The following is a 14316-nucleotide window of genomic DNA, read 5'->3' as shown; positions in this document are numbered from 1 at the left end:
GTCCCAACCTCCACTGCCGAGCCGGTTTGATTGCTGCCCCCTCCACCTGAGTACCTGACGGACAGCATCTACGGCAATCTGTCTCCCGTGATGCCACAACTGGTAGCCCTGGCCAACGACCCAACCCCGTTGACGATGCAGGTGACCGCGGACGGCCAACCTTTCACGGTCCGCCCCCTGCACCGGTCCGACGCCGCCCCGCTGCAAACGTTCCTGTCCACCCTCTCCGAACCCAGCCGCCGCTACTGGCACGGCGACACCGACCCGTCCGAAGCGGCCAGAGACTGGATCGACTCGATAGCCCGCTACGACAAACTCCGCCTGGTAGCCCACGCCCCCACCACCCCCACAGTCCTGGCCGGCGTCATCGACCTGAGCTTCTCGCTCCCGGACGGCTGGGAGATCACCAGATACGCAGCCGCCGGCATCCTCCTGGACCCAGCCCGAACAGTGCGATGGGGCCCCTGCGTAGCCGACGCCTGGCAGTCGAGAGGCCTGGCCGCCGCCCTCCTCCCCCCTTCCTGGTCCGCCGCGAAACTCTTGAACCGAGACTGCGTAGTCCTCTTCGGCGGCGTAGACGCAACCAATCACCGAGCCCGCCGCTTCTACACCAAACACGGCTTCACCGAGGCAACCAACGACGGCACCCTGATCGACATGATTCTCTACCTCTCCTGACCTCGCCGCCCACCCAGCCGAGCCCCGGAGCACGGCGACGTCAGGTGTCACGGGCCCGAAGCGCAAGTCCACCAGCGACCAGCGCCCCTCCCGCCCAGACAGCGAGCACCCCGAGCCCGGCCCAAGGCCCGATCGGCAACTGCCCCAGATCCGTAGTGGCCTGCACGGCGAGCCCCGCGCTCATCGGTGCACCCTGCTCAAGCAGCCGATGCAGCCGCTCGTTGGTCACCATCTGCGCCAGCAACGGCGGCAGATACAGCAGCCCGAGCACAGCCCCAATCGCACCCCCGGAATCCCGAACGACCGCGGCCACGCCCAAACTCAGCAGCGCGACCAGCACCAGATACCCGACGGTCCCGACCGCCGCCCGCACCATGCCGGAGCCGCCCACCGAACCACCGACATACCCGTGCTCGCCAGTGAACCCGTTCCCGGGCAGCACGATCGAGGCCACCAGCACCGAGCCGAGCACCGCCACCCCCGCGACCGCGGCCACCGCAACACCCAGCACGACCGCCTTGGCCACCAGCACAACCGACCGCCGCGGCATCGCAGCCAGCGTCGTACGGATCAACGAGGTACTGAACTCCCCACTGACCACCAGCACAGCCAGCACCGCCACCGGCGCCTGCCCCAGGTACACCCCGCTGAAGACCACCCGGGCAACGTCAACGCCACACCCGGCCGCCCCGCACTTGGTCACACCGGCGAGGACGGCGCCGAGCCCGACGGTAACCGCCACGGTGACGACAAGCAGCCAGACCGGCCCGGGCGTACTCGTCGCCTTCGTCCACTCCGCCCGCACGGCACGCAGCACGGTACTCACACGTCCCTCCGCCGCAGCAGAACCGCCGCCAACGCGAGCGCCACCACCGTGTAGGCACACAGCACCGCGAACCCGGCCCCGGGCGACAGCGGGAAGTACCCGTTGGCCGGCGTGTACACGGTGTCGACCTGCGGATACCGAATCAACGTCTGCTGCACGGCCAGACCGGCAGCGGGCGTCACCTCGGTCACCCACCGCGCGGCCGACGCCGGCAGGAACGGAAACCGCGCCAGCAGGTGCGGCAGCACGGTGACGACCACGACGACGGTGACCGCCGTAGCGCTGCGCCGCAGGATGGCCCCGACGGCGAGCGCGAGCACAGCGGTGACCGCGAGCACCGCAGCGGTACCCACCTCAGCCCGCACCAGATCCGCAGGGGTCGCCGGAAACATGTACACCCCGAGCCCCCGAACCAGCCGCAGCCACAACGGCATCGCAGCAACAGCCGCGATCAGGGTGATCACAAACGTCACGCCCCCGACGACAGCCGCCTTGGCCAGCAGCACCCACCCCCGCCCCGGATGCGCGCTGAAGGTCCCGCGAATCAGCCGATAGCGATACTCGGTCGTCATCATCAACGTGGCGATGACAACAACGACGATCAATGCTGGAAACGTCCCGAACAGCAGATCGCCGGGAGTAGCCGCCACAGCAAGATCCCCGCGGGTGGCCGGAGCAAGATCACCGGACCCGGTCACCACGAACCCATCTCCTTCCGGCACATACCCGCCGGACGCCCCTCGCGGATACCCGGCGAACGTGGCGGTCTCCGCCCCGCGCTGCTCCCCGGCCCACTCCCCCGCCGGCCAGGCCCCCGTCAACCGCGGACCACTGAACGTCGCGGTCGCCGCATCGGGCGCCGACCCAAGCCCCTCCGCACGGGCCGGACAAGCCACGAACAGTCCAGCTTCCACCGTGTTTGACAACCCTGGCAGGTGTACTGTCCCAAGCCCGCTCCACCGCAAACCGTCCACCGACCCTTCGCCGGTGACCGCATCCCCGGATCGCGTGAGCCGCAACCACCGCACAGCCGGCTCAGGCCCAGCCGCAGCCGCCCCACCAACGTCGTGCACGTAGTCGTACTGCATCCGCACCCCATGCCCGCCCGTCACCATGACCGCCGCATACCGCGCCCCCGCCTCCGCCCCAGCGGTGATGATCAGCCCGGCCTTGGCCCAAGGCGATGCCGCCGCCCCGTCCCCCGCCCGCTCGGAACTCAGCCCCGAAACCGCAACAGTGATCTGCCCGTCCCCGACCAGTGGACGGTGCACGAAGTAGTACCCGGCGCTCACCGCCCCACCATCAGGCCCGATCGGCACCGGCCGCTGATGATCCGGCGGCCCACCCCCGAGCCCAGTGACCGGAAACAGCAGAATCAACAAACCCGCGACGACGCTCCCGCGAGCCCACCCGGCCACCGACCAGAACTTCGTCCACTCCGCCTGCAACAGCCGCACCACCGAGGACCCACCTCCCGCCCCACTTTGCCGACCCCCACTCCGTCCGGTTCCACTCCCTCCGGCCCCGCTCCGTCCGGCCCCGCTCCGTCCGGCCCCGCTCCCTCCGGCCCCGCTCCCTCCGGTCTCTCTCTGTCCGGCCCCGCTCCCTCCGGTCTCTCTCTGTCCGGCCCCGCTCCGCCCGGCCCCGCTCCGTCCGGTCTCTCGCTGTCCGGTCAATCCGCCCGGCCGCGTCACGACGATGCTCCGGTCGCCGTGGCGCGGTATTCGACGGCGTCGCGTGTCAGCTCGAAATACGCCTCCTCCAGCGTGGCCCGATGCGGCGCCAACTCGGAGAACGGCAATCCGGCGGCGGCGAGTAGCGCAACGACCCGCTCGGCGGCGAGCCCCTGCACGACCAGGAGGTCCGCGCCCGCCTCGGTCACCTGGGCGCCGGTGGCGAGGAGCGCCGCCGCGGCGGCTCGCGACGCGCTGGTGCGCACCCGCACCCCGTTCCCGGAGGCGGCCGCGATCAGATCGGCGACGCTGCTGTCGGCGATGACCCGGCCCCGCCCGATCACGACCACGTGATCGGCCATGCCCTGCAGCTCGCCCATCAGGTGACTGGAGACCAGCACCGCCCGCTGCTGCCCGGCGAGGGCCCGCAGGAAGCCACGCAGCCACACGATGCCCTCGGGGTCCATGCCGTTGAACGGCTCGTCCAACATGATGGCCGGCGGATCGGCCACCAGCGCGGCCGCGAGACCGAGCCGTTGCTGCATCCCCAGCGAGTAGCCCCCGGCGGGCCGTCGGCTCGCCGCCGCCAGGCCGACCTGCTCGAGGACCTCGTCGACGCGGCGGCGCCCCAGGCCCTGCGACCGTGCCAGCCACAGCAGATGGTTGCGACCGGTCCGGGCCGGATGCAGTGCTGCGGCGTCCAGTAGCGTGCCCAGGTATCGCAGCGGGCAGCGCAGCGACCGGTACGGCCGACCCCCGACCAGGGCCCGCCCCGCGTCCGCGGCGTGCAGCCCGAGGATGATGCGCATGGTGGTGGACTTGCCGGCACCGTTCGGCCCGACGAACCCGGTCACCCGCCCCGGCCCGGCCGTGAACGTCATCCCGTCCAGGGCGGTGGTGGAGCCGTACCGCTTCCGCAGTCCGGCGACCTCGATCGTGGCATCGCTCATGGCCATTGTTTGTACGCCGAGCTAGGTGACAGCCAGGTGTCAACGATTGACACCTGGCTGTCACCTGGCGCCTGGCATGGTGGACGCAAAGCCGCCGTCGGCACCCCGACCGGGAGAGGAGCCGTGACGATGAGAGTGCTCGTGGTTGAGGATCACCGGAAGCTGAGCTCGCTGATCACGGCCGGACTCCGGCGCGAGGCGATGGCCGTGGACGCCGCGTTCGACGGCCGCGCGGCGCTGGAGCAGCTGGCCGTCAACCGCTACGACGTGGTCGTCCTGGACCGTGATCTGCCCGGAATACACGGCGACGAGGTGTGCCGCCGGATGGTGGCCGAAGGCTCGGACACTCGCGTGCTCATGCTCACCGCGGCCGGCGCCGTCCGCGACCGGGTCGAGGGCCTGGGCCTCGGCGCCGACGACTACCTGCCCAAACCGTTCGACTTCGCCGAGCTGGTGGCCCGCATCCGCGCCCTCGCCCGCCGCACGACACCGGCTCTGCCGCCGGTGCTGGACAACGGCGACCTGACGCTGGACCCCAGCCGCCGCGTCGCGACCCGCGCCGGCCGGCGCCTGGACCTGAGCCCGAAGGAGTTCGCCGTCCTCCAGCACCTGCTGGCCGCCGCCGGCCGCGTCGTCTCCGCCGAGGAGCTCCTCGAACGGGTCTGGGACGACGCCACCGACCCGTTCACGAGCACGGTGAAGACCACGATCGGCCGGCTGCGCCTCAAACTGGGCCAACCGCCGGCCATCCACACCATCCGCGAAGGCGGCTACCGAATCGGGGAGCCGTGAACAGCCTCCACCGCACCGACCCGCGCGTCCGGTCCTGGCCGCTGAAGACAACAGTGAGACCAGCCGTCGACCGCGATCGGGCCTTCACCGGCCGCAAACTCCGTACCCGCTGCTACCGGGCTGGTGCGCGGTGAACAGCGCCCCGGCGAGACCGCGGCTGCGGACGCGGCTGGCATTCGTGCACGCCGGGCTCGCCTTCGCGTGCGGAGTGTTGCTGCTGGCATTCATCGACCTTCCACTGCTCGCCATTGGGCAGACGACACGCAAACCGTCTGCGGGCGAACCATCCGCACCGGCGGCCGCCGACGGGCTCGCGGGCAACTTCGGTGAGGTGCTGCGCTATTCAGCCGTCGCACTGGTGCTCATCGCCGGCCTGGCGATGGTGCTCGGGTGGCTGATCGCCGGGCGTGCGCTGCGGCCGTTGCACGTGATCACGTCGGCCGCGCGCACCATGTCGGCGGACAACCTGCACGGCCGGCTGCGAGTCCCGGCCGCCTATCAAGAGTTCACCGAGCTCGCCGACACGCTCGACGGTCTGCTGCAGCGGCTGCGTGAGTCCTTCACGGCGCAGCGGCAGTTCATCGCCAACGCCTCTCACGAGCTGCGCACGCCGCTGACGGTGCAGCGGACGCTGCTGCAGCTGACCCTCGCCGATCCGGAAGCCGACACCGACACGCTCCGGGCGGCGTGCCGTGACCTGCTGGACCTCGGTCAGCAGCAGGAGCACCTGATCGACGCCCTGCTGACCCTGGCCGGCGGCTACCAGCCGATCGACCGCTGGGAGCAGTTCGACCTGGCCGACCTGGCCCGCAAGGCCATCATGGATCAACGCCCCGAAGCCGAACGCCGCAGCCTCCGGGTCCATACCCAGCTCGGCACCGCGCCGGCAGCCGGCGATCAGCGCCTGGCCGCCATACTCGTCGGCAATCTGCTCGAGAACGCCATACGGCACAACGTGTCCGGCGGTGTCGTCGAGATCGTCACCGAGCACCCCGGTCGCCTCACGGTCGCCAACACCGGCACGGTGATCCCGGCGACCGAGGTCGACCGTCTGTTCCAGCCGTTCCAGCGCCTGGGCACCGACCGCACCGACCAGACCGAAGGACACGGCCTCGGCCTCGCCATCGTCGCCGCCATCGCCAACGCCCACCACGCCCCGCTATCGGCCAGCCCCGCGCCGGAAGGAGGACTGCACATCACCGTCACCTTCCCAACACCGCCCACAGCCACGACCTCGACAAGCTAACCAACGCCCACCACGCCCGGCTCTCAGCAAGCCCCGCGCCGGAAGGAGAACCGCACATCACCATCGCCTTCCCAACACCGCCCACAGCCACGACCTCGACAAGCTAACCAATCGACGCTAGCCGGACGAAGGACAACGCAACGACCGTCACCACACGTCCAGCGCCCCCCAGATCTGCGTCGCCGGGAGGAGCTCAGCACTTCAGCGCCGATGACGCGGACAGCGAAACGACAGCAACCACGTCGGCGACAGCGACCACCCGTGACGACCGCGACCGTCGCGGCGACGACGACGATGGCAACGGCGACAGCGACAGCGGCGGCAACGGCAACGGCAGCAAAGACCACGGCTGCGGCGGCGGCAACGGCAGCAAAGACCACGGCGCGACGGCCACGACCGGAAACGAGGGCGACGGCGACGGGCTGCGGGCTGCGGCGGTGAGCTGCGGGACTTGGCGGTTAGGAGCAGGAGTTGGCGGTGAGCAGGTTCGTGATGGGGGTCAGGTTGCTAAGCGGGAGGTTGCTAGCACTGCTTCCAGGCGGTCGGCCAGTTCTGGGGCGGCTGCTCGCAGGCGGTCCAGTTCGGCTCGCTGCTCCAGGAGTTGGCCCCACAGCACGCTGCGGCCCTGTTCCAGGAGCTCGATCGCCACGTCTGGGCGGTCGGCGGTTATGCCGGCCTCGGCGGCGTCGGTGGCTACGTCGGCCAGGTCGGTCAGGTTGCGCTCCTGGTCGGTTCGGTCCAGGCCGCGCCAGGCTACTGATGGGAGAAGGGACACGGCTATGGCGTACATTTCGGCGGCGGTCGCTGTGGCCGGCGCAGGTGGTGTTGGCGTGCGTGCGGTCCGGGGCTGCAGGGCCAGTTGGCCGGCTCGGATCGCGGCCTGGGCTCTGGTGGCGGCGGGGAGGTGCTCGTTCACGGCGGCCGTGCGGAAGGCTTCGATCGCGGCCGTTGCGTCGGGTAGGAGTTGGCCGCGGACGAACTGGATCTGGCCGTGGGCTGGAGTGGCGGCCGCCAAGGTGGTCAAGGCGTCTGTCGCCAAGTCCAGGGCCTCGCGCCTGGCGGACTCGTCGCCGTCGGACTGCCAGCGGGTTCGGAGTATGCCGACCAGATTGAGTCTCGTCAGCCACCAGTCGGCGGACTCCCGGCCCTCGGCGTCGGAGGCGGTGCGCAGCGCGTACTCGGCCTCGTCCAGGTCTTCTCGGGAACCGGTCGCCTCGAAGATGGTCAGCAAGACCGCGCCCAGGTTGTTGAGGAGCGTCACGTACATGCCGTCGCCCGGCTCGGCGTCGCGTAGGGCGCCGCGGGCGGCTTCGGCGGCCGTGTGCAGGTCGTCGGGGTCGTGGGTGAGCTCGTATCGGCTCTGCAGCGCGACCGACAGCACCGTCAGCGCGAGCGCCTGCAGGCCGGACCTGGTGCCCGCCGCCTCGCGCAGCACGTCGACCGCCTCGTCGATGTCGGCGCGGGCGTTGTGGAGGTTGAACCGATACCGCAGGACGGTCGACAGCCGGATCAGCGTCCCCGCGCGGTTCGCGTCGCCCTTGGGCCACTCCCGGCTCGCCGTACGCTGCAGCTCTACCGCGTCGTCGAGATCGGCCCTGGACCCGGTCATCGCGAACCGTGCGGCCAAGGCGGAACCAAGGTCGCTGTGGAGCCGCGGCGGGCGAGCGCGTTCGGTCGGAGTCGCGTCGCGCAGTGCGGCCCGCAGCAGTTCGACCGCCCGCTCCACGTCATCCCGATCACCGGTGCCGAGGCTCCGGCTGACATACGCCACGCCGAGGGCCGAGCGGATCGAGACGCCATCGGTGCCGGCCGGTTCGAGCTCGTCGACCAAGCGTTCGCCGAGCTCGACTGCCCTGTCATCGTCGGCGCGGTCCCGCACGGGCGACGACCGCTCGGCCAGGGTGTCGACCGAGCGATCGCTAGGCTCCACAGCCTGGGCACCGTCGGCGCGGTCCCGCACGGGCGACGGCCGGGCGGACAGGGCGTCGACCAAGCGTTCGCCGAGCTCGATCGCGCGGTCACCGTCGGCGCGGTTGTGCGCGGCGAACGACCGGGCGGCCAGGGTTCGGACCAGGCTCAGCCGGGCCGTTGGCCGGCGGTCGGTGATGCTCTCCAGCAGCGCCACGGCCTCGTCGAAGTCGGCGAGAGAACCGAAACGGTCGGCTCGGTCCGAGAGCATCTCGGCCAGTGCGTCCAGTCGCGGCAGACGCTCCGGTGACATGTCGGGGAGTCCGTCGAGCGAAGCGCGCAGCGCCGTCACCGCGGCGTCGAGGTCGGCCGGGTCGCCGCGGGCCTGGAAACGCCCGCGCAGGACAATGGCCAGGTGGTACTTGGCGGTCAGCCGGTCGAAGCCCGCGGCCGCTTCGGCGCCGGCCTCGCGGGCCAGGTCCACGGCTTCGTCCAGGCCGGCCGGGTCAAGACGGTTGGTGGCCTGCCGCATCAGGGCGATCGCCAGGTTACCGCGGCGCCGTGACCACTGCTGGTGCGTCCGGTCGAGCGTCGCCTGCCGCAGTATGGTGACCGCCTCGTCGACGGGGGTCGGCGCATCGAGGTCGGCCGCCGGTAGTGCGCCGAATCGCCGGTCGTGCTCCAGCAACGCGTCGGCCAGCAGGACCTCGTTGTCGTGGCCGGTTCGCAGCGCTTCGATGGCTGCGGTCAGGTCGGCCTCGTGCCCGTTGCGGCGGAACAGGGCCAGCAGGCCGGAGCCGAGGGCGCCGGACAGCTCGGCCCGGGCGGCTTCATCCAGGCCCGGCGGCGGGTCGCGGCGGACCAGCGCGATGGCACGGTCGAGGTCGGACGGCGAGTCGGTCAGCCGGGAACGGGTCCGCAGGGCACTGGCGAGTTCGGCCGTCGCTTCGGCGTATTGGGCGAGGTCCGGAGGGTCGCAGGCCAGCACCTCCTCCAGGATGGCGATCGCTGCCGCGAGGTCGGGGGTGGTGCCGGTGCGGTGATACACGGCCATCCGCATCGCGGCCGAGCGGACCAGGTAGCGGTTGCGGCGCGGGCCCGGTGGGGCGTGCCGGGCGGCGATCTCGAAGCTGGCGGCGGCCTCGGCCAGCTGCGCCATGTCGTCGCCGGTCGTTCTGGCGGCATAGCACTCGAGGAAGGCCAGGGTGTTCCACGCTCGGGAGCCGACCTGCCGCTGCCACCAGCCTGCCACCGCGTCAGCCTATCGGCGCCGGCGCGGGTGAGCCGACGGGTCGAACGGACACAGTCGACGCTCCGTGCGAACGATCGTTTCCGGGTCCGCCTCGATGCCATTCTGGGCGCATGCGACGGAGTTCGCCCACGGCGCTCGACGCGGCGGCCGAACGGCTTGCGGGCTGGCATCGCGAATGGGTGCGCGCTGAGCTGCTCCGGCATCGCGTGTATTTGCCGGCGGCGCTGTCGAATCGGGTTCGGCCGGTCGATGGCATGGGCCACGGGGCTGACATCGGGGAGCTCAGTCCGGCTGAGGTGTTCGCGGCGGTGCCGTCGGGGCGGCTCATCGTGCTCGGCGGGGCGGTCAGTGGCAAGACGGTGTTCCTGCTGCGCCTGGCCGCAGGGAACGCAATGCCACGCGCCGCGAACGCGACACCCAGCGCAGTCAACGCCACGCCGCGCGCAGCCAACGCAGCCGAAGCGACGCCGCACGCAGCCAACGCAACGCTGCGCGGAGCGAACGCAGCCAACGCGGCACCCACTGCAGCCGACGCGACGCCGCACGCAGCCGACGCGACGCCGCACGCAGCCGACGCGACGCCGCACGCAGCCGACGCGACGCCGCGCGCAGCGAACGCGGCACCACACGCAGCCAACTCAAGCCCAACGGTGAACACGGACTTCAGTGCAACGGCGAATCAGTGCGTTCCGATTGTGGTACCGGTCGCGGGCTGGGATGCGCGGCGGCGTGATGCGGCGGACTGGGTTGCGGCTCGGATCGCGGTCGCTGTTGACGGGCTTGGGGAACCGGGGCGGGGCGGCGTCACGCCGGCGCAGCGGCTTGTCGCGGTGGGGAGGGTTCTGCCGCTGTTCGACGGCCTGCAGGAGGTGGCGCCGGCGGTTCGGGCGGCGGTGCTCGAACGGCTTGACGCGTACCCGGGGCCGTTCGTCCTCACCGCCGAGACCCATGCCTACCGGCAGGCGGCCGCAGGTGGAAGGCCGCAGGCTTCGGCCGTGATCGAGCTGGGGCAGCTGCGGATCGGCGAGCTCGACAACTACCGTCGCACGGCTGGGGCCGCGGAGGCCGCGCCGGGCGATAGCGGAGCGCGGACGGACGACCAGGCCGGCGCAGGTCGAGAAGACGGCAACGAGGAGCGCACCAGCCGGCAGTACACCTCAAATCAGCTCTTTGCGGTTTATGGGCCTGACGATCCGTATTCGCCCGACCAGGCGCGCCGCTGGTTCACGTTCCTGGCCCGCGGGCTGGAGCGGGCGCACCGCTACGACATCCGATGGCACAACGTCCCCGCGCTCGTCCGGCCCGCGCCCGCGGCGGTGATCGGGGCGCTGCTGGCGGCCGGGGCGTTCGAGGTGACGCTGTGGCCCGGGTATGCCCTGTGCGAACGGCTCGCGCCCGGCTTTCCCGGGGATCTTCGCCGGGCGATGGACGTGACGTTCGACGCGTCGACGTTCGGACTCGGCGGTGTCGCGTCGCCGCTGGCGGTCGGCGGGCATCTGCGGTGGCTGGCGCTGGTCGCGGTGATCGGCGCGCTCATGTGGGTCGGCGGGACGCGGCCGGGCAAGGCGAAGCCCAAACGCACGGCCGGGCGGCGGATCGGTGACCGGCGCAGCGCGGGCCAGGGGGCCCGCAAAGGGCTGGTGTGGGGGGTGTACCTCGGTGGGGTCGAGCTGCTGACGTACTGGCTGCGCTGGCCCGAGGACTCCTGGCGGATCTTCGACGAGATGCTGGCCCGGCACGGCACCCGGTTGAGCGGCGGGGTCGTCGTGTCGTTCCTGCTGGTGCTGATCGTGGTCGCGGTGGCCGTCGGCGCGGTCGCGGGGGCGTTGCGCCGCGAGACCGGCGCGGCCGTCGAGCCCAGCGTCGAGCACCCCGATGCGGGGCGGCGGACCGGGCTGCGCGTGCTCCTCGGCAGTGTCGCGGTGTTCGCCGTGCTCTGGCCGCCGTACGTGCTGATGCTGGAGCTGTACTACGAGATGCCGTCGCGGCCGGGGCTCGGAGTCGCGGCGGTCACCGGGGCGGTGTTCGGTGCCGGGGCCGGGCTGCTGTTCACAGCGACGGCATTGTCCTGGTCGCAGTTCGCGGTGGCCCGGCTGTACCTGGCGGCTCGAGGACGGCTGCCGCTGCACCTCCTGCGATTCCTCGACGACGCCCGCGACCGCCAGCTCCTGACCGGCGCCGACGGCATCTACGGGTACCGCGACCCAGCGTTCCGTGACCGCCTGGTGGTCCGCGGATGATGCCCGACGTCACGCTCGAGCTCGACCGGCGCATGGCCCGCGCCCGGGCCTGGGACGATGTTCTCGCCGACATCCGCCGACTGGACGGGTTCGCCGACTTCCTGCGCCCGCCGCGCCTCGCCGACCTGCTGCCGGCCGCCGCGGGTGGGCCGGTCGTCGTCATCAACGTCGGCTCGGGCCGCTGTGACGCGCTCATCGTCCGGGTCGACGGCGTCGAGGTCCTCAACCTGCCGGACCTGCGCAAGGGCGACGTCTTCGACCAGGTCGGACGGTACCTCACCGCGCTCGGCGCACCTCCGGCCGACCGCGATCTCCGGCCGCGGTACGAGCCCGGCACCGAACCGGACGCGCTGGCCGACATCACGGCGTGGATGTGGGACGCGTTCGCGGAACGGATCCTGGACCACCTCGACGGGCCGGACCAGCGCGTGTGGTGGTGCCCGACCGGCGTGCTCAGCCTGCTGCCGGTGCACGCGGCCGGCCATCACGACATCCCCGGCGCCGCCGTCATCGACCGGGTCGTCTCGTCCTACACCCCGACCCTGCGAGCACTCCGCGACGCCCGCCGACCGGACAACGAACACAGCGCGAGCAAACACACTTCCAGCAACGCCGCGCGCATGCTGGTGGTCGCCCTGCCCGAGCCCCCCGGCCAGGCGCCGCTGCCGTTCGTCCGGGACGAGGTGGCGCTGCTGGCCGAAGCGTTTCCAGGAACGACAAGGACCGAGCTCGGCGGTACGGCCGCCACCCGCGCCGCCGTCCTGCACGAACTCGGCCGCCACGCCTGGGTCCACTTCAGCTGCCACGGCTCCCAGGACCTGGACGACCCGTCCAGCGGCGGCCTCGAACTGTACGACGGCTCGCTGACCATCGCCGACCTCAGCCGCCACGCGCACCGCAACGAGTTCGCGTTCCTGTCCGCCTGCAAGACCGCCACCGGCGGCGCGAACCTGCCGGACGAGGCGATCACACTCGCCGCGGCCCTGCACTTCACCGGCTTCCGGCACGTGATCGCCACCCTCTGGTCCGTCGGCGACCGCACCGCGGCCGAGGTCGCCGCGGCCGTCTACCAGGACCTGGCGGCCGGCGGCACCCTGCACCCGGACCGCAGCGCGATCGCCCTGCACCGCGCGGTCCGAGCACTGCGCCGACGCTCCGGCCGGGACCTGGCGGCGTGGATCCCGTTCGTGCACATCGGCCCCTGAACAAGCCCGCGCGAAGAAGCCGCGCCGGGAGCACCGATCACATGCAGTGATGCGCACGTATACGTTCGGCTTGACGTCGAAAATGAAAACCGATACCAACAAGGGGTGAAAGCTGCCTTCGTCGGCAAGGGCGGTAGCGGCAAGACCACCCTCGCCGCCCTGTTCTGCCGATTCCTCGCCGCGCAGGACGCACCGCGCGTCCTCGCCTTCGACGCCGACATCAACCAGCACCTGGCCGTCGCGCTCGGGGCCGACCCGGACGCGGCGGCACTGCTGCCCGCGCTCGGCGACCACCTCGACGTGATCAAGGAGTACCTTCGCGGCGACAACCCGCGCATCGCAAGTATTCGCGAAATGCTGAAGACCACGCCGCCCGGTTTCGGGTCGCGCACGATCGGCGTGGATGGTCCGAACCCGTTGTACGACCGGCTGGTGCACACCGTCGGCGGGGTGCGCCTGGCGGTGACCGGCCCGTTCGCCGCCGATGACCTCGGGGTGGCCTGCTACCACTCGAAGGTCGGCGCGGTCGAGCTGCTGCTCAACCACATGGTCGACGGGCCCGGCGAATACGCGGTCGTCGACATGACGGCCGGCGCCGACTCGTTCGCGTCCGGGCTGTTCACCCGCTTCGATCTGACGTTCCTGGTGTGCGAGCCGACGGTGCGCAGCGTCGGCGTCTACCGGCAGTACGTCGGCTACGCCCGCGACCACGGCGTCAAGACAGTCGTCGTCGGCAACAAAGTGGATGACGCCGACGACCTCGCGTTCCTGCGTGAGCAGGTCGGCGCCGACCTGCTGTGCCACTTCGGCCGGTCCGGCTTCGTCAAGGCGGCCGAGCGCGGCCGGGTCCTGCCGATCAGCCGGCTCGAGCCGCCCAACGCGCACGCACTGTCCACAATGCACTCCACATTGGACAACTGCGAGAAGGATTGGCGGCGGTACGCCACGCAGGCCGCCGAGTTCCACATCCGCAACGCCACGGCGTGGGGCAACACCCGCGCCGGCATCGACCTGACCGGCCAGATCGATCCCGCGTTCACCCTAGGAGGAGTCACATGTCCCTGAACGTTCCCACCGCCCTGCTGGAGCGGGCCGAAACCGGCCCGGTCGACGATGCCGAATTCATCGCATGTATTCGCGAATCCTTGCCATACGCTTGGCAGATCATCAGCGGCGTCGCCGCCGACCTGCACACGACGGGGGACTTCGCCGACCACAGCGTGCCGCCGCCGTCCGAGGCCGAGCGCGGTCAGCTGCTGCGGGCCCTGGCCAGCGACGCTATCCGCGGCGGCCTGGAGCGGCACTTCGGGGTGGTCCTCGCGTTCCAGAACTGCCACCGGGTGGCCGCGTTCGCCGAGAAGACCGACCGGTATCACGCGTTCGTCTCCCCGCGCGCCCAGCTGCTCAACCAGTCGCCGGAGCTGCGCGACTGCTGAACCCGCCGACCGCGAGGTGCGTGGCCGCGTCGCGCGCGGGTCGCGCCGGTCGAGCGGCGCGGGTCCACGCACCGTGAACCGGGCGCCGGCCAACGGTTCGGCTCCGCGCC

General features: G+C 71.4%; 11 protein-coding genes. 7 read left to right on the top strand and 4 right to left on the bottom strand.

Annotated features, from left to right (window positions below; translation table 11 throughout):
- The first annotated feature begins 90 nt into the window (after window positions 1-90).
- Complete coding sequence (locus ACIA8L_RS31100; protein WP_395910273.1) at window positions 91-678, top strand: GNAT family N-acetyltransferase; 588 nt, start codon at window positions 91-93, stop codon at window positions 676-678.
- 40 nt (window positions 679-718) lie between these two features.
- Here the strand turns inward: ACIA8L_RS31100 and ACIA8L_RS31095 are convergent, their stop codons facing one another.
- The 3 genes from ACIA8L_RS31095 to ACIA8L_RS31085 all read right to left on the bottom strand — a co-directional run bounded on the left by ACIA8L_RS31095 (window position 719) and on the right by ACIA8L_RS31085 (window position 4127).
- Window positions 719-1504, bottom strand: coding sequence for an ABC transporter permease (locus ACIA8L_RS31095; RefSeq protein ID WP_395910138.1), 786 nt, complete (start codon window positions 1502-1504; stop codon window positions 719-721).
- The gene (locus ACIA8L_RS31090; RefSeq protein WP_395910137.1) at window positions 1501-2325 is read right to left on the bottom strand and encodes a hypothetical protein; all 825 of its coding nucleotides are present in this window, start codon (window positions 2323-2325) and stop codon (window positions 1501-1503) included. The genes ACIA8L_RS31095 and ACIA8L_RS31090 overlap by 4 nt, the downstream gene beginning before the upstream one ends.
- A gap of 869 nt (window positions 2326-3194) precedes the next feature.
- A complete protein-coding gene (locus tag ACIA8L_RS31085) occupies window positions 3195-4127 on the bottom strand; it encodes an ABC transporter ATP-binding protein (protein WP_395910136.1) in 933 nt (310 codons plus the stop codon).
- A gap of 129 nt (window positions 4128-4256) precedes the next feature.
- On the opposite strand from ACIA8L_RS31085, the gene ACIA8L_RS31080 reads away from it, so the two are divergent.
- Entirely contained in the window at window positions 4257-4919 is a 663-nt protein-coding gene (locus ACIA8L_RS31080) for a response regulator transcription factor (protein WP_395910135.1), read from the top strand.
- 130 nt (window positions 4920-5049) lie between these two features.
- Window positions 5050-6165: a sensor histidine kinase gene (locus ACIA8L_RS31075; RefSeq protein WP_395910134.1), complete on the top strand. Its 1116-nt coding sequence runs from the start codon at window positions 5050-5052 to the stop codon at window positions 6163-6165.
- A gap of 499 nt (window positions 6166-6664) precedes the next feature.
- Here ACIA8L_RS31075 and ACIA8L_RS31070 read toward each other — a convergent pair whose 3' ends face one another.
- Window positions 6665-9325 (bottom strand): hypothetical protein, encoded by a 2661-nt coding sequence (locus ACIA8L_RS31070; RefSeq protein WP_395910133.1) that lies wholly within the window; start codon window positions 9323-9325, stop codon window positions 6665-6667.
- A gap of 830 nt (window positions 9326-10155) precedes the next feature.
- Between ACIA8L_RS31070 and ACIA8L_RS31065 the strand changes: the two genes are divergently transcribed.
- From ACIA8L_RS31065 to ACIA8L_RS31050, 4 genes are all read left to right on the top strand, one after another.
- Entirely contained in the window at window positions 10156-11565 is a 1410-nt protein-coding gene (locus tag ACIA8L_RS31065) for a hypothetical protein (protein WP_395910132.1), read from the top strand.
- Window positions 11562-12770, top strand: coding sequence for a CHAT domain-containing protein (locus ACIA8L_RS31060; protein ID WP_395910131.1), 1209 nt, complete (start codon window positions 11562-11564; stop codon window positions 12768-12770). The genes ACIA8L_RS31065 and ACIA8L_RS31060 overlap by 4 nt, the downstream gene beginning before the upstream one ends.
- Window positions 12771-12875: 105 nt before the next feature.
- Complete coding sequence (locus tag ACIA8L_RS31055; RefSeq protein WP_395910130.1) at window positions 12876-13835, top strand: ATP-binding protein; 960 nt, start codon at window positions 12876-12878, stop codon at window positions 13833-13835.
- The gene (locus tag ACIA8L_RS31050) at window positions 13826-14206 is read left to right on the top strand and encodes an SCO5389 family protein (RefSeq protein WP_395910129.1); all 381 of its coding nucleotides are present in this window, start codon (window positions 13826-13828) and stop codon (window positions 14204-14206) included. The genes ACIA8L_RS31055 and ACIA8L_RS31050 overlap by 10 nt, the downstream gene beginning before the upstream one ends.
- Window positions 14207-14316 lie beyond the last annotated feature (110 nt).

The sequence above is a fragment of the Dactylosporangium sp. NPDC051541 genome (assembly GCF_044454505.1).
In the GTDB taxonomy this organism is placed as follows: Bacteria; Actinomycetota; Actinomycetes; order Mycobacteriales; family Micromonosporaceae; genus Dactylosporangium.
This window is presented reverse-complemented; position numbering and strand designations above follow the sequence as displayed.